Genomic DNA, 24,252 nt, shown 5'->3' on the forward strand with positions numbered 1-24,252 from the left:
CCCTCCGGGCGCTTCGTTCTTTCGTGTTTGAAGCTTATCAGACGTTTTCCGCTCCGTTTTCCGGAGTTTCATTCATCGGACTTGCTTTCCGCCGCCCCTCTCGGTGCGACTCCGGAACTGTACGGGGACCGCCCCGCCACATGCAAATCGTCCCGCCCTGCACCGGCAGGACGGGACGATCAGCGGTTCGGGCACGCGTCAGGCGCGGCCCATCTCCTCGGCGATGGCGGCCGCGAAGGCGTCGATGTCGGCCTCCGTGGTGTCGAAGGAACACATCCAGCGGACCTCGCCGGTGTGCTCGTTCCAGAAGTAGAAGCGGTAACGCTTCTGCAGCCGCTCGCTGACCTCACGCGGGAGGATCGCGAAGACCGCGTTGGCCTGGACCGGGCGCACAACGGTCACACCGTCGATGTCCCGGACGGCCGCCTCCAGCCGGCTCGCCATCGCGTTGGCGTGGCCGGCGTTGCGCAGGTAGAGGTCGCCCGTGAGCAGTGCCTCGAACTGGACCGAGGCGAAGCGCATCTTCGATGCCAGCTGCATCGAGGTCTTGCGCAGGTACTTGATGTTGCGGACCTTCTCGGGGTTGAGCACGACCACGACCTCGCCGAAGAGCAGGCCGTTCTTCGTCCCGCCGTACGAGAGCACGTCCACGCCCACGTCCGTGGTGAAGGCGCGCAGCGGCACGCCGAGCGAGGCGGCGGCGTTGGCCAGGCGCGAGCCGTCCACGTGCACGAGCATGCCGTGCTGGTGGGCGTGGTCGACGATGGCCCGGATCTCCTCCACGGTGTAGAGGGTGCCGAGCTCGGTGCTCTGGGTGATCGAGACCGCGAGCGGCTGCGCGCGGTGCTCGTCGCCGAAGCCCCACGCCTGCTGGTCGATGAGCTCGGGGGTGAGCTTGCCGTCCGGGGTGGGGACGGTGAGCAGCTTGATGCCGCCCATCTTCTCGGGGGCGCCGCCCTCGTCCACGTTGATGTGGGCGGACTCGGCCGCGATCACCGCGCCCCAGCGCGGGAGCAGGGCCTGGAGGGCGACGACGTTGGCGCCGGTGCCGTTGAAGACGGGGTAGGCCTCGGCCGTGTCACCGAAGTGGCGGCGGAAGACGTCCTGGAGGTTCGACGTGTAGTCGTCCTCGCCGTAGGCGACCTGGTGGCCGCCGTTGGCCAGGGCGATGGCGGCCAGGATCTCGGGGTGCACACCGGCGTAGTTGTCGCTGGCGAAGCCGCGGACGGCGGGGTCGTGCCGCCGTACCGCGTCCGTGCGGGTGGAATCGTTCATCGGGCTGTCAGCCACAGGTGCTGTCCGTTCAGGTCTGCTGCGGGGCGGTCCCAGAGGCCCGCCAGGTTCTCGGCGAGGTCGGCGGTGTCGGTGAAGCCGGTGAACTTCGCGTCCGGCTTCTCGGCCCGCATCTCGGGACTGACCAACGCCTTGATCACCAGGATCGCAGCCGCGGCGGTGGGCTCGCCGTCCTCGGCGGTGGTCTCCTTCTTGAAGGAGTCCGCCATGGCGAGGGTCCAGGCCTCGGTGGCGGCCTTGGCGGCCGCGTAGGCGGCGCCGCCGGCGGTGGGCTTGTGGGCCGCCGAGGCGGAGATCATCGCGTACCGGCCCGACTCGCTGCGGACCAGGGCCGGCTGGAAGGCCAGCGAGGTGTGCTGGAGCGTGCGCACCACGGTGTCGTGGAGGAAGTCCCAGTCGTCGATCCGGGTGTCGAAGAACTTCTTGCTGCCGCGCCAGCCGCCGACCAGGTGGAAGAGGCCGTCGACGTGGCCGTGCTCGGCCTCCAGGTGGTCGGCCCAGTCGTGGACCTCCTGCGGGTCGAGCAGGTCGATGACCTGCCCGCTGACCCGGGCGCCGGGGACGGCGGCGCGCACGGCGTCGAGGGCCTTCTCCAGCCGCTGGGCGTCGATGTCGGCGCCGATCACGGTGGCGCCGTCCGCGGCGAGGCGGCGGAGGACGGCCTGGCCGGCCGGGCCGCTGGCTCCGGCGACGGCGATGACCTTGCCTGCGAGGTGTGCGCTCATGCGGCAGCTCCCTGGATACCCGCGCCGGTGATGCCAGTGGTGGAGGCGATGACGTTGCGGAGCTTCTTCGAGAGGGCCTCGTAGAACATGCTCAGCGGGAACTCGTCGGGCAGCACGGCGTCGCAGAGCGCCTTGTTGAGCGCCTTGCCGTCGGTGATGTCGAGCGGCAGCGCGTCGGGGCCCTTCGCCCAGGTGGAGGCGGGGTGCGGGGTGAGGTAGCGGGAGACCAGCTGGTAGGCGGCGATCCAGTGGGCCGGCTTGGGACGGTCGATGCCGTCCCGGTAGAGGGTCTCGATCTCGCCGCAGAGCGCGTTGGTGACCTGCGGGGCGCGCTCCCAGTCGATGGTGAGGCGGTTGTCCCGCCAGCGCAGCGCGTCGTGCTTGTGCAGGTAGGCGAAGAGCAGCTGGCCGCCGAGCCCGTCGTAGTTGCGCACGCGGTCGCCGCTGACCGGGAAGCGGAACATCCGGTCGAAGAAGACCGCGTACTGGACGTCGCGGGCGTGCTCGTTGCCCTCGGCCTCCAGCTTCACGGCCTCCTTGAAGGTCGTGAGGTCACAGCGGAGCTCCTCCAGGCCGTACATCCAGAACGGGCTGCGCTGCTTGATCATGAAGGGGTCGAACGGCAGGTCGCCGTGGCTGTGGGTGCGGTCGTGGACGAGGTCCCACAGGACGAAGGTCTCCTGCGCGCGCTGCTGGTCGGCGAGCAGGCCCTCGGCGTCGGCCGGGATCTCCAGGCCGAGCTGCTGGACGGCGCTGGTGGTGACGGCGCGGAAGCGGGCGGCCTCGCGGTCACAGAAGATGCCGCCCCAGGTGAAACGTTCCGGCGCCTTGCGCACGGCCACGGTCTCGGGGAAGAGCACGGCGGAGTTGGTGTCGTAGCCGGCCGTGAAGTCGGTGAAGGTGATCGGCACGAACATCGGGTTGTCGAAGCGGGTGCGCTCCAGCTCGGCCAGCCAGTCCGGCCAGACGACGCGCAGCAGGACGGCTTCCAGGTTGCGGTCCGGGTTGCCGTTCTGGGTGTACATCGGGAAGACGACGAGGTGCTCCAGGCCGTCCTCGCGCTGGTCGGCGGGCTGGAAGGCGAGCAGCGAGTCCAGGAAGTCGGGCTCCCGGTAGCCGGTGTCGGCCCACTTCGCGAGGTCGGCGTCGACGGCCGCGAGGTAGTCGGCGTCGTGCGGGAAGAGCGGGGCGAGCTCCTCGACGGCGCCGCGGACGGTGGCGACCAGCGGGTCGACCGCGTGCCGCTGCACGGCGGCGAGGTCGATCGAGCCGTCCTTGGACTGGAGCGGGCGCAGGGCCTCGACGGCTTCCTTCAGGCGCAGCCAGGCCGGGTGGCCGGCGTGGGGCGAGACCGGGGCGTCGGCCGCCACAGCGAGCCTTGGCGAAAGATTCTGCATCGTGGACTCACTTCGACAGGAGGGTTTTCAACGAGACCACCATAAGTACGAAAGGTTCTCCTGTTCAAGGGGGGCCCTGCCGACGGATGTCCCGTGGAGGGCGTACGCGCCGGCCGACGGGCGGATGTCCGGCATGTGGACGGGGATCTGGATCTTCTGGACAGAAGCGCCGTGGGGATGCGAACCTCCCGCCATGCTCCCGGCGGTGACCCTGGTGGCCCGGCGCCACATCGACCTGCTCCGGGCGCCCTCGTGTTGTCACGCCTGCGGTTGTGCGCGCGGCCTCTGCCGCTGCTGCTGATCCGGCTGGGGGGCGCCGCGGACGCGGCCCCGTACGCCGACCATGCCGCCTGTGTTCCGGCGCCGCCACCGGGGGGAAGTGACCCGCCTGGGTGCGGCCCGCGTCAGTGCCCGGCCGCCGCCCCTCGCCGTTCCCCGCCCTGCCCGGTCCCTCATCAGGAGCCCTGTTCATGACCTCCCTCCGCAAGCCCTTCGCCGCCCTGCTGGTCGTCGCCGCCGCGGCGCTGGCCGCCTGTGCCCCGCAGGACACCGCGTCCGACGCCGGCGCGACCGCGTCGGGGACGGCCGGCGGCTGCGCGCCAGGCGCGCTGGCCACCCGTACCGCGGGGACGCTGACCGTCGGCACCGACAAGCCGGCCTACGACCCGTGGTTCGCCGAGGACCAGCCGGAGAACGGCAAGGGCTTCGAGTCGGCGGTGGCGTACGCGGTGGCCGAGAAGCTGGGCTACCCCAAGGACAAGGTGTCCTGGGTGGTCGCGCCGTTCGGCAAGGCCACCACGCCTGGCGCCAAGGACTTCGACTTCGACATCAACCAGGTCTCGATCAGCGCCGAGCGCAAGCAGGCGGTGGACTTCTCGTCCGGCTACTACGACGTGCGGCAGGCCGTGATCGCGCTGAAGAGCTCCAAGGCCGCCTCGGCCAAGAGCATCGCCGACCTCAAGGGCGCCAAGCTGGGCGCCCAGGTCGGCACCACCAGCCTGGACGTGGTCACCGACACCATCAGGCCCAGCACCCAGCCGGCCGTCTTCGACTCCAACGACCTCGCGAAGGCCGCGCTGAAGAACGGCCAGATCGAGGCCCTGGTGGTGGACCTGCCGACGGCGTTCTACATCACCGGCGCCGAGGTGACGGACGCCCAGGTGGTCGGGCAGTTCGAGGGCGCGTCGCAGGCTTCGGCCCAGGGTTCGGCACAAGGTTCGCCGCAGGGCGAGCAGTTCGGCCTGGTGCTGGACAAGGGTTCCAGGCTGACCGGCTGCGTCACCCGGGCGGTGGACGCGCTGCGGGCGGACGGCACCCTGGCGAAGCTGGAGCAGCAGTGGCTCGCCGACGCCGTCGCGGCACCCGTGCTGAAGTGACCGACCACGCGATGAACACGGAACCCGCGGTGAGCGGCGAGTCCGCGACGGACAGGGGACCCGCGATGAGCACGGAGTCCGCGACCGTCCTGCGGAGGAAGAAGGAGAAGGACGGGCCGGACGACGGCTACCGCCCGTCCGGGCGCCGGCTGGCCCACGAGGCCTACCGGCGGCGGCGGGCCCGCCGTTCGGCGCTGATCGCCGGCGTGTCGACGCTGGCGACGGCCGTGGCGCTGTACCTGGTGGTGGTCAACTCCCCCGGCTGGGAGGCGACCCGGAAGACCTTCTTCAACGCCCACTACGCGCGCCAGGCGCTGCCCGAGGTGCTGAAGGGTCTGCGGATCAATCTTGAGCTGATGCTCGGGTGCGGGGCGCTGATCCTCGTCCTGGGCCTGGTGCTCGCGGTGCTTCGGACGCTGCGCGGGCCCGTCTTCCTTCCGGTGCGGCTGCTGGCCACGGCGTACGTCGACTTCTTCCTGGGCCTGCCGATGATCATCTGCCTGCTGGTGATGATCACCGGTGTGCCGGCGCTGCGGCTGGCCGGGGTGACCAGCGACCCCATCCTCCTCGGCGGTGCCGCGCTGGTGCTCACGTACTCGGCGTACGTCTCCGAGGTGTTCCGGGCCGGCATCGACGCGGTGCACCCGAGCCAGCGGGCGGCCGCCCGGTCGCTGGGGCTGAGCAATGCCCAGGCGATGCGGTACGTGGTGCTGCCGCAGGCGGTCCGGCGGGTCGTGCCGCCGTTGCTGAACAACCTGGTGAGCCTGCAGAAGGACACCGGCCTGGTCTCGATCGGCGGGGCGATCGACGCGGTCTACGCGGCGAAGATCATCACCGGCCGGTCCTTCAACTACACCCCGTACCTCGTGGCCGGCCTGGTCTTCATCGTGCTGACCGTCCCGCTCACCCGGTTCACCGACTGGCTGACCCGCCGGATGAACCGCCGTCAGCACCAGGGAGGTGCGGTGTGACGACCTCCGAATACCCGAGGCCCGCGGTGCTGCGGCTGGAGTCGGTGCGCAAGAGCTTCGGCGCCCAGGTGGTGCTGCGCGACGTCGACCTCACGGTGCCCGAGCACTCCGTGACGGCGCTGATCGGGGCGTCCGGCTCCGGAAAGTCCACGCTGATGCGGTGCGCCAACCTGCTGGAGCGGATCGACGACGGCGCGGTCTTCCTGGACGACGAGGAGATCACCGACCCGCGGACCGACGAGGACGCCGTCCGGCGCCGGATCGGGGTGGTATTCCAGTCCTACAACCTGTTCCCGCACCTGACGGTGCTGGAGAACATCACCCTGGCGCCGCGCCGGGTGCACAAGGTCGCGCGGGCCGAGGCCGAGGCGCAGGCGCTGGCCCTGCTGGACCGGCTCGGCCTGGCGGCCAAGGCGAAGGAGTACCCGGACCGGCTCTCCGGCGGCCAGCAGCAGCGCGTCGCCATCGTCCGGGCGCTGGCCACCGGGCCGCGGCTGCTGCTCCTCGACGAGATCACCGCGGCGCTTGACCCGGTGCTGGTGGGTGAGGTGCTCGCGGTGGTGCGGGACCTCAAGGAGCAGGGCATGACGATGGTCATCTCGACCCACGAGATGGGCTTCGCCCGCGAGGTGGCCGACCAGGTCTGCTTCCTGGACGCCGGGGTGGTGCTCGAACAGGGCCCGCCGGAGCAGGTCTTCGGCGATCCGCAGCAGGAGCGGACCAGGCGGTTCCTCAGCCGGGTGATCGCCTCGGGGCGGCTGAACCCATGACCGCGGGGGTGCTCGCCCGGAGTCCTCACTCCGGCGGGCACCACCGTGCGCCCCTGTACGCGCCCTGCTGCACGCGGCCCCGAGCGGTGATCGTGGACGGTACGCCCGTCCGCGCCGCCCGGGAGGCCGCCGTTGCACGGACCAGTCCTGGTCAGCTGGCTGCTGGCCCTCCTCACCGCGGCCGCCGGCGGCTACTGCCTCACCCGGCTGCGCCGCTCCCCCTGCGCCGGCGGGCCCGCGACCGGCCGGCTGCACGCCTACGAGTCGGACGCCGCCGAGGCGTTGATGGGGCTAGGGATGGCCGCGATGGCCGTCTCCGGCAGCACCGTGCCGGCCTCGGTCTGGGCGTGGGTGTTCGGCGCCCCGGCGGCGGCCTTCCTGCTGGCCGCCGTCTGGGCGGGCCCCGACACCCCGGCCCGGCGGGCACACCGGCTGCACCACGCGATCGGCGGGCTCGCGATGACGTACATGTCGCTGGCCATGGGCGCGGCGTCCGGGCACGGCGGCCACCACCACGCGACGAGCGCGGGGACGCCCCTGCTGACCGGCGCGCTGCTGCTCTACTTCGGCAGCTACTCGCTCTGGGCCGGCACCCGGCTGCTGGCCACCCCTGCCGGGGGTCCGCCGGGGGCCGCCGGGGGCCCGGGGGCGGCCACCGCCGGGCTGCCGCGGGCCTGCCGGCTGTCGATGGGCATCGGCATGTTCGCCATGCTCCTGACGATGTGACGCGAGCCCCCGTCGCACCGCGCGTGGCGTTGGTCACTGGGTGACCGAAAGTCGTTCCACCGGGCGCCACCACCGCTTAGGTTGGCCAGCAGAGCGCTGTCGCGTTCCGTGCGTACTCGGGGAGCCCATGCCATGACGGCCCTGCTCGGCCTGCTGCTGCTCGGACTGCTGCTCTCGACCGTGGCGCCCCGGCTGCTGGCCCGGGCCCGCTGGGCCGAGAGCGAACCCGTGCTGGCCCTGCTGGTCTGGCAGTGCCTGGTGGTGGCCGTGCTGCTGTGCTGTGCGCTGAGCCTCCTCCTGGCCGCCTCGGCCGCGCTGCCCGAGCTGCGGGCGCTGGTGTTCGCCGGCGCGCCACACGGCGTGGAGGCCGCGTACGGGCTGCAGGGCGCCGAGGGCTGGGGGCGGCTCTGCGCCGCGGTGCTGGCGGCGGGCGGGGTGCAGACCGTGCTGGCGCTGACCCGGGAGGTCCGCTCGGCGAAGGCGCTGCGCAACCGGCGGCACGCCCAACTGGCCACGCGGGCCCCCGAACTGCCCGAGTCGATCGACGCGCTGCGGAGCCGGCGGGAGCGGCTGGTGGTGCTGGAGAACGTCCGCCCCGAGGCCTGGTCGCTGCCCGGCCACAACTCCCGGCTGGTGGTCACCACCGGGGCTCTCCAACAGCTCACCGACCAGGAGTTGGCGGCCGTGCTGAGCCACGAGCGCGGGCACGTGCGGGCCCGGCACCACTGGCTCTCGCAGAGCTCCCAGGCGCTCGCCTCGGGCTTCCCCGGCGTCGGCGTGTTCAGCGCCTTCCGGGACCAGGTGGGCGAGTTGGTGGAGCTCGCGGCGGACGACCGGGCGGCGCGCCGGCACGGGCGGCACACCACCGCCCTGGCGCTGGCCGAACTCAACCTGGGGAGCGGGGTGTTCGGCTCCTGCCCGCCCGGGCTGGCGCAGTCGCCGAAGCGGGTGGACCGGCTGCTCGCCGGGCGGCCCCGGCTGCCCGTGTCTCACCGGCTGCGGCTCACCGTGGCGGCACTGGCCGCCCCCGCGGCCGCCGTCCTGCTGGCCGCCGCGCCGGGGCTCTCGACCCTGTTCTGAGCGTCCCCGGACGGGGCCGGATCCGGCCCCGTCCTCAGCGCGATCCGGCGCAGCCGCCCTCCAACGGGCTGCCGAGGGTCAGTGCGAGCACCTCACGCTGCAGCGGGCGGGCCTCGGTGTAGCGGCGGCAGCCCTCCTCGGTCAGGGCGACCTGGATGCCGCGCCGGTCGTCCGGGCACATCGTGCGGGTGACCAGGCCGGCCTTCTCCAGGCGGCCGATCAGCCGGGAGAGCGCGCTCTGGCTCAGGTGCACGGTGTCGGCCAGCTCCTGCACCCGCAGGGTGTGGGAGTTGTCGGCGTTCCGCTCCTCGACCAGGCGTTCCAGCACCTCGAACTCGCTCATGCCGAGCCCGTGCTTCTCGCCCAGCTCCCGGTCGAGCAGGCAGGCGGTGGCGGCATGCCGGGCCAGCAGGTCGCGCCAGGACGCGACCAGCGCCGCATCCGCGTCGGAGTCGAGTTCAGCCACGGCGCCACGGTAGCACGTGCGCATGAACCTTATGCGTTCACATCTAATTCATTTGCATTGAATGCATGTGCATGTAGTGTCCTCCGCATGACCACCGCGACCACCAATCCGACTGACGGTTCATCAACCGGCGGGCTGCACTGGACTCCCCGCCTCTGGGGCACGCTGATCGTGCTCTGCGCCGCGATGTTCCTGGACGCCCTGGACACCTCCATGGTGGGCGTCGCCCTGCCGTCCATCGGCTCCGAGCTCCACCTCTCCACCTCCGCCCTGCAATGGGTGGTCTCCGGCTACGTCCTCGGCTACGGCGGCCTGCTGCTGCTCGGCGGACGCGCCGCCGACCTGCTCGGCCGCCGCCGGGTCTTCCTGGCCGCCCTCGCCGTCTTCGCCGCCGCCTCCCTGTTCGGCGGCCTGGTCGACGACGGCGGCCTGCTGATCGCCGCCCGCTTCCTCAAGGGCGTCGCCGCGGCCTTCACCGCGCCGGCCGGCCTGTCGATCATCACGACCACCTTCCCCGAGGGCCCGGCCCGCAACCGCGCCCTGTCGATCTACACCACCTGCGGCGCCAGCGGCTTCTCGCTCGGCCTGGTGCTCAGCGGCCTGCTCACATCGGTCGGCTGGCGCTGGACCTTCCTGATGCCGGTCCCGGTCGCCCTGCTGGCCCTGGTCTTCGCCGTCCGGATCCTCCCCCGCCCCGCCGAGGACCGGGCCAAGGGCGGGTACGACGCCCTGGGCGCGATCACCGGCACGGCGGCCGTCCTGCTGCTGGTCTTCACCGTCACCGAAGCGCAGGGTGCCGGCTGGGCGAGCCTGCGCACACTCGGCTCGCTGGCTGTGGTGGCCGCGCTGGCCGCTGCCTTCCTGGTCACCGAGAGCCGCGCCGCGCACCCGCTGGTCCGGCTCGGGATCTTCCGCAACGGCCCGGTCGCCCGGGCCAACCTGATCGCGTTCACGATCTTCGGCTCGTACGCGGGCTTCCAGTTCATCGTCACGCTCTACCTGCAGCGACTGCTCGGCTGGTCGGCCCTGGAGATGGCCCTGGGCCTGCTGCCGGCCGGCGCCCTGGTCGCCCTCTCGGCGACCCGGATGGGGGCGATCGTGGACCGCTTCGGCACCGGGCGGCTGCTGCCGATCGGCGTGCTGGCGCTGGTGCTCGGCTACACCGTCTTCCTGCGGCTGGACGAGCACAGCTCGTACCCGGAGCTGATGCTCCCCAGCATGATCCTGCTCGGGATCGGCTTCGCGCTCGCGTTCCCGTCCGTGAACATCGCCGCCACCGACGGCGTCGCCGACGAGGAGCAGGGACTGGCTTCGGGCCTGGTCAACACGGCCTTCCAGGTCGGCAGCGCCATCGTGCTGGCCGCGGTCACGGCGGTGATCACCGCCGGCAGCGGCGGCGGCGAGAGCCCTGCGGCCCAGCTGGACGGCTACCGGCCGGCCCTGCTCCTGGTCACCGCGGTCGCACTGGTCGGCTTCGTGGTCGCCGCGGTGGGCGCGGTGCTCGACCGACGGAAGACGGCAACTACCGTCGCGGTACCCGACTATGATTATCCGTCAGTCGACCTGGACAACCGGCGGGGCGAGGTCCTGACCAAGAGCTGAACGACGCCCGGGCCGATCCCTCGTTCCCGGCGGATGCCGACTCCACCAAACCCCCGTGTTGGTGGAGTCGGCACCTCCGTACGAGCCGGCCCGTGCGCGCCCGCCGCGTGCGGATGCCACGGTTCGGCCGCTCGCCCCGCCAGTATATTGGCCGGGAGCCAACGAACGTACGGAGCAGACACGATGGCACCTCGCGGGGATTCGGTCAATGAGGAAATGCGCCAACGCTCCCGCCGGCGCATCATGCGCGCCACCGTCGAACTCGTCGACCAGCACGGGTACGCCGGCACCACCCTGACCGACATCGCCGAACGGGCCGGGCTGGCCCGCGGGCTGCTCTCCTACTACTTCGACGGGAAACGGCTGCTGATGCAGTCGGCCACCCACCGGATGATGCACCAGGCACTGTCGGCGGCGCTGGGTGAGCTGGCGCCCGGCTCCACGGCGGAGGCCCGACTGGCCCGGGCCATAGACGCGGTGCTGGGGCTGGCGATGGACCACCCCCGGGTGATGCGTTCACACCTGGCGCTGATCATGGACCCGGACACCGGCGCGTTCGTCCAGGACCCCGAGCAGCAGCAGCTCGGCGCGATCCTCCAGGGACTGCTGCGGGACTGGGGCGCGCCGGACCCCGCCGCCGAGCACGCGGTGCTGCGCAGCGCGCTGATGGGCGGCTGCATCGGCGTGCTGCTGCCCGGGGCCGAGCTGCCGCTGGCCCCGATCAGGGCCGACCTGTTCCGCCGGTACGACCTGGACTGGCGGCTGGGCCGGCCGCCGCAGCGGACACCGCCGGAGCGCGAACGGCCGCCGGCCCGCGGCTGAGCGGGACCGGGCGGCCGTCGGGGCGCTGCGCGACGAGCGTGCCGTGCGGCGGGGCGTCAGCGCTCCTTCAGGATCGACGCGAGCAGGTCGATGGTGCGCTCGGGCGTGAGGCTGTCCACGCAGAGCCGCTCCATGACCTGGATGTACGCGTCGACGTCGTCCCGCTTGTCGAGGTAGAGCGCGCTGGTGAGCTGCTCCAGGTAGACCACGTCGGCGAGGTCCTGCTCGGGGAAGCGCAGGATGGTGAAGGCCCCGGACTCCCCGGCGTGCGCGCCGAAGCGGAACGGCATCACCTGGATCACCACGTTGGCCTGCTCGGCGACGTCGATCAGGTACTGCACCTGACCGCGCATCACCTTGGGCCCGCCGACCGGACGGCGCAGCGCGGCCTCGTCGATGACGGCCCAGAGGCGGGGGCTGTCGCCCTCGGTGAGCAGCTTCTGGCGGCGCAGCCGGAGGCTGACCCGGCGTTCGACCTCCTCCTCGCTGATCACCGGCCGGCTCTGGCCGAACACCGCCCGCGCGTACTCCTCGGACTGCAGGAGTCCGGGGATGAACTGGACCTCGTAGGTACGGATCAGCGCGGCGGCCTCCTCCAGGCCGACGTAGGTCTGGAACCAGCCCGGCAGCACGTCGTTGAAGCTGTGCCACCAACCGGACTTGTTGGCCTCGCGGACGAGGCCGAGCAGGGCCTCGCGCTCCACGCCGTCGTCGACGCCGTAGAGGCTGAGGAGGTCGGCGACGTCCCGCTCCTTGAAACTGACGCGGCCGAGCTCCATGCGGCTGATCTTGGACTCCGAGGCGCGGATCGCGTAGCCCGCGTCCTCCCTCGTGATGCCCCGCGCCTCGCGGAGCCGGCGCAGCTGGGAGCCGAGGAGGATCCGGCGGACCATCGAGCCGCCGCCCGGCTGAACTGTGGTCATGCGGTCGAAACCTCCACCTAGGGCAAACAGCGCACAGTCTGCCATCAGTTGAGCGCTCACGGTGCCGATACTGACGGATGTTCCTATCAGTTCTGCACCCCTCGCACCAGGATGCACGTGCATTCGGCGCTTGCATATGCCATTTGAACGACTGCACGTGAATCGACTCTTGCATCTGCAGTGAGCGCAGAGGACCATGGTGCACGTGCACCTGCACATCCCTGGCAATCCCGCGGGCTCCGCGTCGACCCCACGCGCGACTCCGTGCACCAGCCCGGCAGCGCCCCCGCGCCACCGGGCGTTCGTGTGCGCGCGCGCCTGGTCGTCGAGGGGGCGGCCGTGCGGCCGAGCGAGTCGGAGGTGACCGGCATGACCCCGGCGGGTCCAGCCGTGTCCGCCCCCTTATGGGAGGAGCTCTTCATGAGCACCGGTACGGCCTTGGCAGTCGATCCCCATGTGGTCACCTGTACGCTCGCCCCTCGCTACGAAGCCGTCAGAACCGCGCGCGACTTCGCCAGAACCGCTCTTCAGCGCTGGGGCCTGGGCGAGCTGTTCGACGATGTCGCGCTGGTGGCCTCGGAGCTGGTGACCAATGCCCTGCGGCACGCGATCGGCGCGCACCCCGGTTCGGTGTGCAACGCGTCCGACGACTTCGACTTCTCCGGCCGGCCCACGACCGACGGGCGGCTGCCGATCCGAATAAGCCTGGTGCACCGCGCACCGCAGGTGGTCTGTGCGGTCAGCGACCCCAGCAGCACGGGCCCGGTCGCCCGGGAGGCGGACTTCGTCGCCGAGTCGGGCCGCGGACTCCACCTGGTGGACTCCTTCAGCCGCTCCTGGGGCTGGCACCCGCTGGGCGGCGGCAAGGTGGTCTGGGCGATGTTCGAGGCGGAGGAGAGTACGGCGGACGCCGTCCTCGAACTCGGCGGCCGGCACCGTCGCTCGGCCTAGCAGGAGGACGCCCGGGCCGGTGCACCGACCAGCCCGGCCTGCCGGCCGGCCCGCAGGCCCTGGGGGGACCACACCACCCCGGGCGCGCGTCAGGCCCCACGCATCACCCTTCACGGCTCGCCGGGCGGCGGCGGGAGCCGGCGAGGACGCGCACAAGACAAAGGCCGTCGCGGTGTCAGCACCCACGACGGCCCCCCGATGGTGAAGGCGGCGGCCGGTCAGACCGCCAGGTGGTCGAACTCCCCGTCCTTGGCGCCCAGCAGCAGCGCCGCGATCTCCGCCCGGGTGTAGATCAGCGCCGGACCGTCCGGGAAGCGCGAGTTGCGCATCGCCACCTCGCCCCCCGGGAGGGCGGCGAACTCGACGCAGTTGCCCTGAGAGTTGCTGTGCAGGCTCTTCTGCCAGACCACGTCCTTGAGGTCCGCAGCCGCCATCCCGTTGTACGCGTCGTACGTGTTGTGCATAGAAATCTCCCGAAGAGCTCCGGAGTGGCCGTCCAGCTCGGCGCCCCGGCACACAGCCGAACGGCTGGGCCGGCCCCGTACCGGCCCGGCACAACGCCTCACTTGACGTGATGATAGCTCCAGTGCACGTGCATCAGCACGGGACGTTGCAGGTGCACGGGCCGTTCGCCACCAAACTGCAACTCTTCACGACCCCGCCACCTGACGGCACGTAAGCGGACATAGCCGACTGAATCGGGAAGCCGCCGATAACCGCCCGTAGGCGGCTCCCCGCTGAATGTTGATCTTCGAACGCCGGGAGTCGCACCCCCGTGACCCTCCGTCAGACGCCTCGCGGCCTGTGAGACATCTCACGCGCCGGGGGTGCAACGCGGGGGCCCGTCAAGTACGTCTAGGAAGATGTCCGTGGCCACGCGGGGATTTGGCGACATATGTCCGTTTTTCGGGCAAGCCGCCCGTCCCGGTTCGGCAGCCGACTGCAGGCCGGGCGCCCAGATGTCCTACGATCTCCGCCATGAGCACCGCAGCCATCCCGGGCGCGCCACTGCCCGTCCGCACCCCAGGCTCCCGTGCGCGGGGGCGCCACCGCCGCCCCGAGCGCCCCGAGATCCCGGCCGGGTCCCCGGCCCTGGTGCTCGCGGTGCCCGCGACCGCCGGGCCCGAGTCCCGTTCCGTCGTCGAGGAACTGCTCTCGATCGTGCGCAGCGAGCAGAACGGCGTGCAGACGGCGGCCGGCTACCTCCCGGGCGACGTGAGCGAGGGCGAGTCCGCCGGCAACGAGCACACCGTCGCCGAACTGCTGGCGCACGCCGCCCAGGCGGGCCTGCCCGCTCCGGTCGTGGTGCCGCTGCTCCCCGGCCCGCACGGGTTCCTCGCCGACCTGCACGCACTCGCCGCCGAGTACGGCGCCCACGTGACCGACGTGCTGGGCCCGCACCCGCTGCTGGCCGAGGCCGTCCACGTCCGGCTCTCCGAGGCCGGGCTGGCCCGCGCCGACCGTGCCCGGCTGTTCGCCATCGCGACCGCCGCGGACGGCGTGGTGCTCACCACCGTCGGCGGCCAGGAGGCGGCCGACGCCGCCGGGATCACCGGCATGCTGCTGGCGGCCCGCCTGGCCGTGCCGGTCGTGCCCGCCGCGCTCGACCTGCCCGGCTCGGTGGCCGCGGCCGTCGCCCACCTCCGGGAGATGGGCTCCCAGAACCCGGCGCTGGCCCCGCTGGTGATCGGCCCGGAGGCGGACTCCGAGCTGCTCGCCACGGCCGCCGAGGAGACCGGTTGCCCGTCGGCCGCGCCGCTGGGGGCGTACCCGACGGTGGGCCAGCTGATCGCCTCCACCTACCTGGCGGTACTGCCGGCCGCCGACCCCGAGGCGACGGCCGAGGAGGCCGCTGCCGAGGAGGGTGGCGGGCGGCACGCCGCCCAGTAGCGGCCCGCAGCACCAGCCCGTACGAAGGGGCCCGGAACGCATCCGTTCCGGGCCCTTTCGGCTGTCCCGCCCGTCCGGTCAGCCGCCCACCCGGGCGGTGGGCGCGGCGGCGTCCCGGAGGCGCAGGGCGGGCAGTTGCACGGGCCGGGACTGCGCGGCGAAGTCGGCCACCGGCGCGCTGCTCGCGTTCCACTGCGGCTGTGCGGTGCCGCCGCCGTCCGCCTTGCGCACCTGGAGCACCTCGGACTGTCCGGCCCGGCGCAGCAGGATGTTCCCGGGCGGCCCGGACTCCGGGTCGACCCAGAGCTCGTTGCCGCCGAACTCGCAGTCCAGCACCAGGATGTCGTCCGGCTTGCCGTCGGGGGTGGCCCGGAAGGCGACCCCCGCCCGCCGGTAGCCGGTGAACCGGCTGCGGCTGAAGGTGACGGACTCCCCGGCGAGTTCGTGGTGCGCGGTGGCGACCGCGAAGTCGCTCCGTCCGGCGGCGTCGATCAGCAGCCCGTCGAACAGGCTGCCCTTCTCCCGGCCGAGCGAGTGCAGCAGCACTCCCCCGGCGGCGTTGCCGTGCAGCACGCTCGCGGTGTAGTCGAAGTCGTTCAGGTAGGCGCCGTGCTCGATGCCCCAGCCGCCGTTGTGGTAGGCCGCGAACTCGGTGACCACGTGATGGTGCTGGGCGTTCAGCCAGACGAAGATGCCGTCCTGAAGGTTGTTGTGGGCCAGGCAGCGCTGGAAGGTCCAGACCCCCTCGCTGTTCTCCGGCCACTCGAAGCCGGACGCCCCGTTGGCGCCCTGGACGCCGACGGCCACGCAGTCCAGCGCCTTGCCGCCGGTGCCGGCGCCCAGGTTGAAGCCGGTCAGCCGGTAGGCGCGCGGATTGGGCTCCAGCACGGTGCGGGAGGCGACGCAGGACTCGTAGACGATGTCGTCCGACGGCCGCTGCGGGGTGCGGGTGTCCAGCGGACCGTCCCACCAGTAGGCGTCCTCCCAGGTGTCGTGGCTGATGCAGCTGCGGAAGGTGATGCCGTGGCTGGCGTGCGGGACGTAGGCGTGGTTGCCGGCGTCGCGGACCACCACGCCCTCGACCACGGTGCCGCGGGCGGCGTCGCCGAGCAGGTGGAAGTGGAGCCCGTACCGGCCGAGGACGGGGGCGGTGACCGGCGCGGCGCCGTCCGGTCCCTTCCAGCTCTCCTTGGTCTCGGCGCGCGGGCCGACCCAGCGCAGGGCGGCGTGCCGGACGTCCGCCCGGCGGGAACTGGTGACGTGGACGTGCGCCCGGCCCGCGGCGCTGCCCTCGACCCGGACGCTGCGGGTCAGGTTGAGCACCTCCGCGCCGACCGTGACGCCCCCTCCGGCCGACACCCGCGGGTGGGCGTACGTCAGCGGCGCCCCCAGGGTGACGGTGGATCCGCTGACGGACCGGACGGAAACGAGGTCGTAGCGGGTGGAGAAGCCCTCCTCGTCCGGCGGGCCGGTCGGGGTGACGGCCAGTTCGTCGCCGGGCTGCCAACCGGCGGGCGGGGCGGCCAGGGTGACGGTGGTGTCGCCGGCCCGCAGCTCGCCGGCGGCGCGGACCCAGGCCGTCCTGGCGGCGCCGTCCAGTCGCAGGTACCCGGCGCCGGTGACCCAGAGGCCGACGTCGGTGTCGACCACCTTCATTCCGTCGCCCTGGAACCGCTTCTCGTCGACGGCCGGGAAGCGCAGGGTGTGCACGGCGGCGCCGTCGGGGGCGAGGGCGAGGATGCCGCGGACCTCCACGTTGCCCGCCGAGGCGAGGGTGACGGTGCGGTCGGCGGCGAAGGTGAGCGTGCCCGACGGCTCGACCAGCAGCGAGGCGACGGTGGCGTCGGTGTCGAGCAGCACCTTGTCGGTGATCCGGACGGCGCTCTGCGGGCCGGGTGTCCTGCCGCCCCAGCCGGTCGGGTCGGACCAGCGGCGGCCGCCCTGGTCGACGGTGGGCGCCGCGGCGGGCTGCCCGGGTGCGGCGGGGGTGCCGTCCTGGGTGCCGGCGGGAGGCGGCGCCCCGTGGTCCATCCCGGCCGCGTCCGGGTCCGTCCCCGCCGTGCCCGGGCCCGTCCCGTCCGGGTGCGTCCCCGCCGCGTCCGGGCCGCCCGGCGAGCGGCGCAGGATCTCCTCGCCGCTGACCGCCGCGAACACCGTGCCGACGGCGAGCCAGCGCAGCATCGTCCGGCGGCGTACGGCAGTTCGGGGATCAGCGGGCGGGATGTCCGGTCTGCGACGTTTTGCCCCGCGGTACACCCGGCGACGCTCTTCCGCCGGCCGACCGGCGTCCGGCTCCTCGTCCATGGCCATCGTTGCGTAGCCCTCCCCCCAGACGGCTGCGTCAGTCCTGACCCTCTGAAGCATAGGCAGTTGCGTTGACCCCGACGGGCGTTGCGCGAAAACGGTCATTTCTGATCATGGTGGACAGCCATACGGCACGTGTTCCGCAAACCGTGACGAGCGTCACACATGTTTGCGGTTTGAACTTAAGTCTGCTTAACGTGCTCCCCGTTCGTGGCCACACGGACCCAGCTCATCCGCAACGCCGAGTCCTGCCGTCGGGTGCGCTGGCAGCGCAGAAACGCACCACGGCAGGAGCGGGGGAACCACAGGTAAGTCGCCCCGGACCGGTCCGCGTACCGGTTCAGGGCTAGGGGTGAAGCCGCGTCCACAGCGCGGCCGGGCAACTCCAGCCCGAATCCGACAGCTCACCTCGCAGGCGTGGGAGAGGACCGCATCTTCATGCTGCCCACCAACGGCACCCGCCTGTCCGGCCGTACCCGTCGCGCGATCGCCACCCTCGGCGTCGTCGGCATCGGCCTCACCGTCCCCTGCCTGACCACCGGCACCGCCTCCGCCGCCTCCGTCGCCACCTGGGACAAGGTCGCCCAGTGCGAGAGCACCGGCAACTGGAGCATCAACACCGGCAACGGCTTCTACGGCGGCCTCCAGTTCACCAACAGCACCTGGGCCGCGTTCGGTGGCACCGCGTACGCGGCCCGCGCCGACCTCGCCACCAAGGACCAGCAGATCGCGATCGCCGAGAAGGTGCTCGCCGTCCAGGGCCCCGGCGCTTGGCCCGTCTGCTCCGTCCAGGCCGGTCTGACCAAGGGCGGCACCCCCGCCGCCGTCGACACCACCACCGCCGCCAAGCCCGCCGCGCAGACCCCGGCCCCGGCCGCCAAGCCGGCCACCCAGGCGCAGCCCCAGGCCGCCGCCAAGCCGGCCGCGCCGAAGGCCGACCAGGCCCCGGCCTCCACCGACTCCGCCAAGCCGCAGGGCGGCCACGACTGGTCGCAGAAGTGGCAGGACAAGGCCGCCTCCAACGACTACACCGTGGTCGCCGGCGACTGGCTCGCCTCGATCGCCGACAAGAACCACGTCCAGGGCGGCTGGGAGCGGCTGTACGAGCTCAACCGCTCCACCCTGACCGACGGCCCGCACGTCATCTACCCGGGCCAGCACCTGACCTTCGGTGACCGCGCCAAGGACCAGGCCTCGGACGAGTCCGGCAAGAACTTCGACTGGTTCAACCGTTCCGCCGGCAACTCCGGCCAGGCCGCCGCGGGCACCGCCGCCGCCAAGCCGGCCGCGCAGGCCCCGGCCGCCCAGGCCGACACCCAGGCGCCCGCGCAGGCCGCCACCGGCAGCATGGCCGCCGCGGTCGCCTTCGCCGAGTCGAAGGTCGGCCAGGCGTACGTCTACGGCGGCACCGGCAACGGCGGCTGGGACTGCTCCGGCCTGACCCAGGCCGCGCTGCGCGCCGCGGGCATCTCCGTGCCGCGCGTCGCCGCCGACCAGGCCGCCGCCTCCACCCACGTCTCGCTGGACGCCCTCAAGCCGGGCGACCTGCTGTTCTGGTCCAACAACGGCCAGGACTCCGGCGTGTACCACGTCGCGCTCTACATCGGCGACGGCAAGTACGTCGAGGCCGCCAACCCCAGCTCGGGCGTGCGCACCCAGACCATCGCCAACTGGGCCCCGGACTTCGCCGGCCGGGTCTGACCCGCAGGTGCGGCTCCCGAGCCGCACCGCTACGCCGCAGCCCCCGGGGAGAGTCTGGTCGCTCCTCCCCGGGGGCTGCGGCGTGTCCGGCCGTTCCCGCCGGGCGTGCGACGCGAATCGTCGGACGCACCCCGGACCTGCCCGCCGACGGCGGCGAGCGGGGTGGCGAAGACCGTGGTGGAATCGGCGCGCAGCGGGCATGCTGCTGCTTCGCACCCGAGAAGGAGTCTCCATGGCCCAGATCACCGTCACGCTCGACGCCAATCTCGCCATCGACGTGATGATGCTCGCCGGTACCAAGAACCCGCAGGACGCCGTCGAGCTGGTCCTGCGCGACTACCTGGCCCGGGGCCGGCACACGGAGACCCGGACCGGCGACGCCGCCGACGACCGGCGGGTGAGCCCGGACCGCCCGATCGCCCAGGACGGCTGAACAACGCGACGACCGGGGCCCGGAGAGCAATCCGCTCTCCGGGCCCCGGTCGTTGTCGTTCAGCGGGCGCCGGCGCCCGTGGAGCCGCGCATCACCAGCTCCGGCTGGAACATGAACTCCCCGCGCTGGGCGGCGTCCCCGCCCACCTCCTCCAGCAGGGCGTCGACGGCCGCGGTGGCCATCGCCTCGACCGGCTGGCGGATGGTGGTCAGCGGCGGCTCGGTGAACGCTATCAACGGCGAGTCGTCGAAGCCGACCACCGAGACGTCGTGCGGCACCAGGAGCCCGCGCTGGCGCACCGCGCGGATCGCGCCGAGCGCCATCATGTCGCTGCCGCAGACGATCGCCGTGCAGCCCTTGTCGAGCAGCGCGCCGGCCGCCGCATGCCCGCCCTCCACGCTGAACAGCGTGTGGTGGACGAGCGCCTCGGCCTCCTCCTGCGTCTTGCCGAGCACCTCGCGCATGGCCGCCGTGAAGCCCTCGATCTTCCGCAGCACCGGCACGTACCGGCGCTGCCCGACGGCCAGGCCGATCCGCTCGTGGCCGAGTTCGGCCAGGTGCTGGACGGCCATCCACATCGCGGCCCGGTCGTCCGGCGAGATGAACGGCGCGTCGATCTTCTCGCTGAAGCCGTTGATCAGTACGAACGGCACCTGCCGGCCGGTCAGCCGGGCGTACCGGTCGTGGTCGGCGGTGGTGTCCGCGTGCAGGCCGGAGACGAAGACGATGCCCGCCACGCCCCGGTCGACCAGCATCTCCACCAGTTCGTCCTCGGTGGAGCCGCCGGGCGTCTGGGTGCAGAGCACCGGCGTGAAGCCGTGCCGGCTCAGCACCTGCTCGATCACCTGCGCGAGCGCGGGGAAGATCGGGTTGCTCAGCTCCGGCGTGATCAGCCCGATCAGGCCCGCACTGCGCTGGCGCAGTCGCGTCGGCCGCTCGTAGCCGAGCACGTCCAGCGCCGCCAGCACGGTCTGCCTGGTGGTGGCGGAGACGTTCGCCTTGCCGTTGAGTACGCGGGAGACGGTGGCTTCGCTGACCCCCGCCTGCGCCGCGATGTCTGATAGTCGCGCCGTAGTCACGGTCCCAGAGCCTATTGCAACCACGTCAGACCGCCCACCAGTCGGTGCTGTCCGGAGCGAGCACCGTCTCGCCGCCGTCCACCACGGCGTCCGTGGAGGAGAGCAACAGGCGGCCGGGGGCCGGTATCCGGACCGGCTCGGCGGTGGTGTTCACGGTGCAGACGAAGGAGCCGCGGCGGAACACCAGGGTGCCCTCGGGGCTGTCCAGCCACTCCACGCCGGTGCCGGCGCCGAGGTCGGCCTGCGCGCGGCGGACGGCCAGCGCGCTGCGGTACAGCTCCAGCGTCGACGTCGGATCGCCGGTCTGCGCCTCGACGCTGAGCTGCGCCCACTCGGCGGGCTGCGGCAGCCAGCTCGGGCCGCCGGCCACCGGGCCGAAGCCGTACGGGGCCTCGGTGCCGGACCACGGGATCGGGACGCGGCAGCCGTCGCGGTAGCCGTCCTGGCCGGCCTGACGGAAGAACGACGGGTCCTGGCGGACCTCGTCGGGCAGGTCGGTGACGTCCGGCAGGCCGAGCTCCTCGCCCTGGTAGACGTAGGCGGAGCCGGGCAGCGCGAGCATCAGCAGGGTGGCGGCGCGGGCCCGGCGCAGGCCGAGTTCGCGGTCGCCGGCGGTGCGGATCTGGGTGCCGAGGCCGGGCGGGTTGGCGAACCGGGTGGCGTGCCGGGTGACGTCGTGGTTGGAGAGCACCCAGGTGGTGGGGGCGTCGACCGGGCGCATCGAGTCGAGCGAGACGTCGATCACCTCGCGCAGCTCGGCGGCGTCCCAGGAGGTGCCCAGGTACTGGAAGTTGAAGGCCTGGTGCAGCTCGTCGGGGCGCACGTAGTTGGCGGTGCGCTGGACGGTCGGGGTCCACGCCTCGGCGACGCCGATCCGCTGGCCCGGGTACTCGTCGAGGATCTTGCGCCAGCTGCGGTAGATCTCGTGCACGCCGTCCTGGTCGAAGAACGGCATGACGTCGTTGCCGAGCAGCTTGAGCTGGTCGGCGCCGCCGAGGTCGGGCAGGCCGGGGGCCTTCACCATGCCGTGCGCGACGTCGATCCGGAAGCCGTCGACGCCCATGTCCAGCCAGAACCGCAGGATCGAGCGGAACTCGTCGGCGACGGCCGGGCTCTCCCAGTTGAAGTCGGGCTGCTCGGGGGCGAACAGGTGCAGGTACCAGTCGCCGGGGGTGCCGTCCGGGTTCTGCGAGCGGGTCCAGGCCGGGCCGCCGAAGATGGACTCCCAGTCGTTGGGCGGCAGTTCGCCGTTCTCGCCCTTGCCCGGACGGAAGTGGTAGCGCTCGCGCAGAGGGGACGCAGGACCCTCGCGCAGGGCACGCTGGAACCACTCGTGCTGGTCGGAGGAGTGGTTGGGGACGAGGTCCACGATGATCCGCAGACCCAGCGCGTGGGCGTCGCGGATCAGCCCGTCGGCGTCCATCAGGTTGCCGAACATCGGGTCCACCGCGCGGTAGTCGGCCACGTCGTAGCCGGCGTCGGCCTGCGGCGAGGCGTAGAACGGCGACAGCCAGACGGCGTCCACGCCGAGGTCGCGCAGGTAGGGCAGGCGGCTGCGGATGCCGGGCAGGTCACCCATGCCGTCACCGTTGGAGTCGGCGAAGCTGCGCGGGTACACCTGGTAGATGACCGCGTCCCGCCACCAGCCTCTGGACGCGCCGGCGCTGGCCTTGTGAGCGGTGGCGTCGGCGGCGGGCCGGGAGGTGTCGGCCAGGTTCTGGGTCATGGACGGTATCCCTTGGGACTAGAGAGCGGCAGGTCAGGACTTGGAGGCACCGGCGGTCAGGCCGGTGACCAGGTGACGCTGCACCAGGTAGAAGAGAACCGAGGACGGGATCGCGATCAGCACTGCGGTCGCCGCCATCAGGTTCCACTGGGCGTCGTGTTCGCTGACGAAGGTCTGCAGGCCGACGGCCAGGGTGTACTTGTCGGAGCTGAGCATGAAGGTGGAGGCGAAGGCCACCTCGGCCCAGGCGGTCAGGAAGGAGTAGAACGCGGCGACCGCCAGGCCCGGACGGGCGAGCGGCAGCACCAGCCGCCAGAAGGTGCCGATCGGGGTGAGCCCGTCGACCCGGCCGGCCTCGTCGATCTCCACCGGGATGGTGTCGAAGTAGCCCTTCAGCAGCCAGGCGCAGTACGGCACGGTGGTCGTCGAGTAGACCAGGATCAGGCCGGCGTAGCTGTCCAGCAGGCCGAGCTCGGAGAGGATCGTGTACATCGGCACGATCAGTACCGCGATCGGGAACATCTGCGTGACCAGCAGCGACCACATCAGCGGCTTGTGCCCGGGGAAGCGCATCCGGGAGACGGCGTAGCCGGTGGTGGCGGCGATCAGCACGCCGAACACGGTGGTCACGCCGGAGACCAGGAACGCGTTGCCGAACCAGGTGAAGAAGTCGGTGTCGAACAGCACCGTGTGGTAGTTCGACAGGGTCATCTTGTCGAGGATCTCGCCGGGGTGGAGGTAGTCCGTCTTGTCCGGGCCGAGCGAGACGTAGAGGATCCAGACCACCGGGAACAGCGCGATCAGGCTGGCCAGGATCAGGGTGCCGTGGGCCAGCGCCTTGCCGAGCGGGCTGGACTCACCGCGACGACGGGACTTGACCTGCTTGGCGGCCGCCGCCGGGGCGGCGAGGGCGGTGGGTCGTTCGGTGGTGGTGCTCATCGGGGTTACCTGCCTTCGTGAGTCGCTTGGTTACCGGTCGGCGTCAGCCGTTGGCCTGCTCGTTGCGGGCGAGCCAGCGCCGGTAGAAGGAGGTGAAGACGATGAGGATGGACAGCAGGATCACGCCGTACGCGGCGGACTGCGCGTAGTCCCGGGGCTGCTGGCCGAAGCCGAGCCGGTAGGCCCAGGTGACCAGCAGCTGGGCGTCGGGCGCGCCGTTGGCGCCGAACAGCAGGAAGATGACGGCGAACTGGTTGAACGTCCAGATCACGCCGAGCAGCACCACGGTGGAGGAGACGGTGCGCAGCCCCGGCAGGGTGACGTGGCGGAACCGCTGCCAGGCGGTGGCGCCGTCCATCTCGGCGGCCTCGTACAGCTCGGCCGGGATCGACTGCAGCCCGCCGAGCAGCGAGATCATCATGAACGGCACGCCGACCCAGGTGTTGACCAGGATCGCGGCGGCCTTCTGTGCCAGCGGGTCGTCCAGCCAGCCGGGTTCGGGCAGGTGCAGGGCGGAGAGCAGACCGTTGACGGCGCCGCCGTCGGCGAGCATCAGGCGCCAGGAGAAGACGGTGACGAAGGTCGGCACGGCCCAGGGCAGGATGAGCAGCATGCGGTAGACCGCGCGGCCGCGCAGCTTCTGGTTGAGCAGCAGGGCGAGGCCGAGGCCGATGGTGTAGTGCAGGCAGACGCAGAGCGCCGTCCAGGCGATGGTCCAGACGAAGTGCGACCAGAAGCGGTCGTACGAACCCGGGCCCCAGAGGATGTCGGCGTAGTTGTCGAAGCCGACGAAGTGGTAGCTGGCCGGGATCTCGTTGACACCGATCTTGCGGGCGGCGTTGAGACTGTTGGCGTCGGTGAGGGTGAGCCAGATGCCCTCGGCGAGCGGGTAGAGCACCAGTGCGCCGAGCACCAGCACGACCGGCGCGATCATCGCGTAGGCGTACCAGTGCTTGGCGTACGAGCGCTTGAGGCGCTCCATCAGGCCCGGACGCGGATCGCGCTCCCGGCTGCCCTGGCCGGTGGCGCCCTGCACGGCGACTGACATGTTCGACACCTTCTCGGGGAGGTCCGCCGC

At 72.1% G+C, this 24,252-nt stretch carries 22 protein-coding genes and 1 riboswitch; of the genes, 11 read left to right on the forward strand and 11 right to left on the reverse strand.

From position 1 onward, the window contains the following. Positions 1 to 198: 198 nt before the first annotated feature. The 3 genes from ACZ3YO_RS38660 to ACZ3YO_RS38670 are packed head-to-tail and all read right to left on the reverse strand — an operon-like array spanning position 199 to position 3,415. On the reverse strand, positions 199 to 1,275 hold the full coding sequence (locus tag ACZ3YO_RS38660; RefSeq protein WP_465578822.1) for a threonine aldolase family protein: 1,077 nt from the start codon (positions 1,273 to 1,275) through the stop codon (positions 199 to 201). After that, positions 1,272 to 2,018, reverse strand: coding sequence for an SDR family NAD(P)-dependent oxidoreductase (locus ACZ3YO_RS38665; RefSeq protein ID WP_396320133.1), 747 nt, complete (start codon positions 2,016 to 2,018; stop codon positions 1,272 to 1,274). Before ACZ3YO_RS38665 ends, ACZ3YO_RS38660 begins: the two co-directional genes overlap by 4 nt. Continuing rightward, positions 2,015 to 3,415, reverse strand: coding sequence for a DUF6421 family protein (locus tag ACZ3YO_RS38670; protein WP_465578824.1), 1,401 nt, complete (start codon positions 3,413 to 3,415; stop codon positions 2,015 to 2,017). Before ACZ3YO_RS38670 ends, ACZ3YO_RS38665 begins: the two co-directional genes overlap by 4 nt. A 470-nt stretch (positions 3,416 to 3,885) precedes the next feature. On the opposite strand from ACZ3YO_RS38670, the gene ACZ3YO_RS38675 reads away from it, so the two are divergent. From ACZ3YO_RS38675 to ACZ3YO_RS38695, 5 genes are all read left to right on the forward strand, one after another. Beyond that, positions 3,886 to 4,791 carry an ABC transporter substrate-binding protein gene (locus tag ACZ3YO_RS38675; protein WP_465578826.1) on the forward strand — a complete coding sequence of 302 codons (906 nt, stop codon included), beginning with the start codon at positions 3,886 to 3,888 and terminating at the stop codon, positions 4,789 to 4,791. Between the two features lie 65 nt (positions 4,792 to 4,856). Beyond that, positions 4,857 to 5,762 carry an amino acid ABC transporter permease gene (locus ACZ3YO_RS38680; protein ID WP_465578828.1) on the forward strand — a complete coding sequence of 302 codons (906 nt, stop codon included), beginning with the start codon at positions 4,857 to 4,859 and terminating at the stop codon, positions 5,760 to 5,762. Next, the gene (locus ACZ3YO_RS38685) at positions 5,759 to 6,532 is read left to right on the forward strand and encodes an amino acid ABC transporter ATP-binding protein (protein ID WP_465578830.1); all 774 of its coding nucleotides are present in this window, start codon (positions 5,759 to 5,761) and stop codon (positions 6,530 to 6,532) included. The genes ACZ3YO_RS38680 and ACZ3YO_RS38685 overlap by 4 nt, the downstream gene beginning before the upstream one ends. A 132-nt stretch (positions 6,533 to 6,664) precedes the next feature. Next, on the forward strand, positions 6,665 to 7,258 hold the full coding sequence (locus ACZ3YO_RS38690; protein ID WP_465578832.1) for a DUF5134 domain-containing protein: 594 nt from the start codon (positions 6,665 to 6,667) through the stop codon (positions 7,256 to 7,258). A gap of 132 nt (positions 7,259 to 7,390) precedes the next feature. Then, entirely contained in the window at positions 7,391 to 8,338 is a 948-nt protein-coding gene (locus ACZ3YO_RS38695; protein ID WP_465578834.1) for a M56 family metallopeptidase, read from the forward strand. A gap of 34 nt (positions 8,339 to 8,372) precedes the next feature. Here ACZ3YO_RS38695 and ACZ3YO_RS38700 read toward each other — a convergent pair whose 3' ends face one another. Beyond that, on the reverse strand, positions 8,373 to 8,804 hold the full coding sequence (locus tag ACZ3YO_RS38700) for a MarR family winged helix-turn-helix transcriptional regulator (protein ID WP_405362534.1): 432 nt from the start codon (positions 8,802 to 8,804) through the stop codon (positions 8,373 to 8,375). 87 nt (positions 8,805 to 8,891) lie between these two features. Here ACZ3YO_RS38700 and ACZ3YO_RS38705 point away from each other — a divergent pair, with 87 nt between their 5' ends. Next, complete coding sequence (locus ACZ3YO_RS38705) at positions 8,892 to 10,406, forward strand: MFS transporter (RefSeq protein ID WP_465578837.1); 1,515 nt, start codon at positions 8,892 to 8,894, stop codon at positions 10,404 to 10,406. A gap of 216 nt (positions 10,407 to 10,622) precedes the next feature. Beyond that, positions 10,623 to 11,228, forward strand: a complete 606-nt coding sequence (locus ACZ3YO_RS38710) for a TetR/AcrR family transcriptional regulator (RefSeq protein WP_465578839.1) — start codon at positions 10,623 to 10,625, stop codon at positions 11,226 to 11,228. A gap of 56 nt (positions 11,229 to 11,284) precedes the next feature. Here ACZ3YO_RS38710 and ACZ3YO_RS38715 read toward each other — a convergent pair whose 3' ends face one another. Next, positions 11,285 to 12,151, reverse strand: a complete 867-nt coding sequence (locus tag ACZ3YO_RS38715) for a helix-turn-helix domain-containing protein (RefSeq protein ID WP_465545184.1) — start codon at positions 12,149 to 12,151, stop codon at positions 11,285 to 11,287. Between the two features lie 420 nt (positions 12,152 to 12,571). Between ACZ3YO_RS38715 and ACZ3YO_RS38720 the strand changes: the two genes are divergently transcribed. Further along, entirely contained in the window at positions 12,572 to 13,102 is a 531-nt protein-coding gene (locus tag ACZ3YO_RS38720; protein WP_465578841.1) for an ATP-binding protein, read from the forward strand. A gap of 218 nt (positions 13,103 to 13,320) precedes the next feature. Here the strand turns inward: ACZ3YO_RS38720 and ACZ3YO_RS38725 are convergent, their stop codons facing one another. Next, positions 13,321 to 13,566 (reverse strand): DUF397 domain-containing protein, encoded by a 246-nt coding sequence (locus tag ACZ3YO_RS38725; protein WP_148641582.1) that lies wholly within the window; start codon positions 13,564 to 13,566, stop codon positions 13,321 to 13,323. A 514-nt stretch (positions 13,567 to 14,080) separates the two neighbouring features. Here ACZ3YO_RS38725 and ACZ3YO_RS38730 point away from each other — a divergent pair. After that, on the forward strand, positions 14,081 to 14,992 hold the full coding sequence (locus ACZ3YO_RS38730; protein ID WP_465545178.1) for a sirohydrochlorin chelatase family protein: 912 nt from the start codon (positions 14,081 to 14,083) through the stop codon (positions 14,990 to 14,992). A gap of 78 nt (positions 14,993 to 15,070) precedes the next feature. On the opposite strand, the gene ACZ3YO_RS38735 is transcribed toward ACZ3YO_RS38730, so the two are convergent. After that, positions 15,071 to 17,173, reverse strand: coding sequence for a hypothetical protein (locus ACZ3YO_RS38735; RefSeq protein WP_465578844.1), 2,103 nt, complete (start codon positions 17,171 to 17,173; stop codon positions 15,071 to 15,073). A 391-nt stretch (positions 17,174 to 17,564) separates the two neighbouring features. Beyond that, positions 17,565 to 17,729: riboswitch (cyclic di-AMP (ydaO/yuaA leader) on the forward strand. On the opposite strand from ACZ3YO_RS38735, the gene ACZ3YO_RS38740 reads away from it, so the two are divergent. Together ACZ3YO_RS38740 and ACZ3YO_RS38745 are read left to right on the forward strand one after the other, a co-directional pair. Continuing rightward, complete coding sequence (locus ACZ3YO_RS38740; protein ID WP_465578846.1) at positions 17,714 to 18,997, forward strand: transglycosylase family protein; 1,284 nt, start codon at positions 17,714 to 17,716, stop codon at positions 18,995 to 18,997. It overlaps the preceding riboswitch by 16 nt. A gap of 232 nt (positions 18,998 to 19,229) precedes the next feature. Then, positions 19,230 to 19,430 (forward strand): hypothetical protein, encoded by a 201-nt coding sequence (locus ACZ3YO_RS38745; RefSeq protein WP_465578848.1) that lies wholly within the window; start codon positions 19,230 to 19,232, stop codon positions 19,428 to 19,430. Between the two features lie 59 nt (positions 19,431 to 19,489). Here the strand turns inward: ACZ3YO_RS38745 and ACZ3YO_RS38750 are convergent, their stop codons facing one another. Genes ACZ3YO_RS38750 through ACZ3YO_RS38765 form a run of 4 tightly spaced genes read right to left on the reverse strand, consistent with a single transcriptional unit; the run spans position 19,490 to position 24,222 of the window. Next, positions 19,490 to 20,509, reverse strand: a complete 1,020-nt coding sequence (locus ACZ3YO_RS38750) for a LacI family DNA-binding transcriptional regulator (RefSeq protein WP_465545171.1) — start codon at positions 20,507 to 20,509, stop codon at positions 19,490 to 19,492. A 25-nt stretch (positions 20,510 to 20,534) separates the two neighbouring features. Beyond that, positions 20,535 to 22,235, reverse strand: a complete 1,701-nt coding sequence (locus ACZ3YO_RS38755) for a glycoside hydrolase family 13 protein (protein ID WP_465545169.1) — start codon at positions 22,233 to 22,235, stop codon at positions 20,535 to 20,537. Between the two features lie 33 nt (positions 22,236 to 22,268). Beyond that, positions 22,269 to 23,174 carry a sugar ABC transporter permease gene (locus tag ACZ3YO_RS38760; protein ID WP_465545167.1) on the reverse strand — a complete coding sequence of 302 codons (906 nt, stop codon included), beginning with the start codon at positions 23,172 to 23,174 and terminating at the stop codon, positions 22,269 to 22,271. 43 nt (positions 23,175 to 23,217) lie between these two features. Continuing rightward, positions 23,218 to 24,222, reverse strand: a complete 1,005-nt coding sequence (locus tag ACZ3YO_RS38765; RefSeq protein ID WP_396320113.1) for a carbohydrate ABC transporter permease — start codon at positions 24,220 to 24,222, stop codon at positions 23,218 to 23,220. Positions 24,223 to 24,252 lie beyond the last annotated feature (30 nt).

This window comes from Kitasatospora sp. NPDC022785 (assembly GCF_055561295.1).